1 pseudogene is annotated in these 344 nt (G+C 61.6%); it reads left to right on the forward strand.

Annotated features, from left to right (window positions below):
• Window positions 1-344, forward strand: a pseudogene (locus C449_RS15670) (NADP-dependent malic enzyme); the annotation flags it as partial.

The raw sequence follows: 344 nt of genomic DNA on the forward strand, positions 1-344 counted from the left end.
GACGTCTTCGACATCGAACTCGACGAGGCAGACCCTCAGGAGATCATTCGAACTGTCGAGGCGATGGAGCCCACCTTCGGCGGCATCAACCTCGAAGATATCAGCGCGCCCGAATGCTTCGAGATCGAGGAGAGTCTCCGGGAGTCGATGTCGATCCCGGTCTTCCACGACGACCAGCATGGAACGGCGATCATCTCCGGGGCGGCACTGTTGAACGCCGCCGACATCGCCGAGAAGGACCTCGCGGATCTCGATATCGTCTTCTCGGGGGCGGGCGCAAGTGCGATCGCGACCGCCCGGTTCTATGTCTCGCTCGGTGCGCGCAAGGAGAACATCACGATGTG

This window comes from Halococcus saccharolyticus DSM 5350 (assembly GCF_000336915.1).
In the GTDB taxonomy this organism is placed as follows: domain Archaea; phylum Halobacteriota; class Halobacteria; order Halobacteriales; family Halococcaceae; genus Halococcus; species Halococcus saccharolyticus.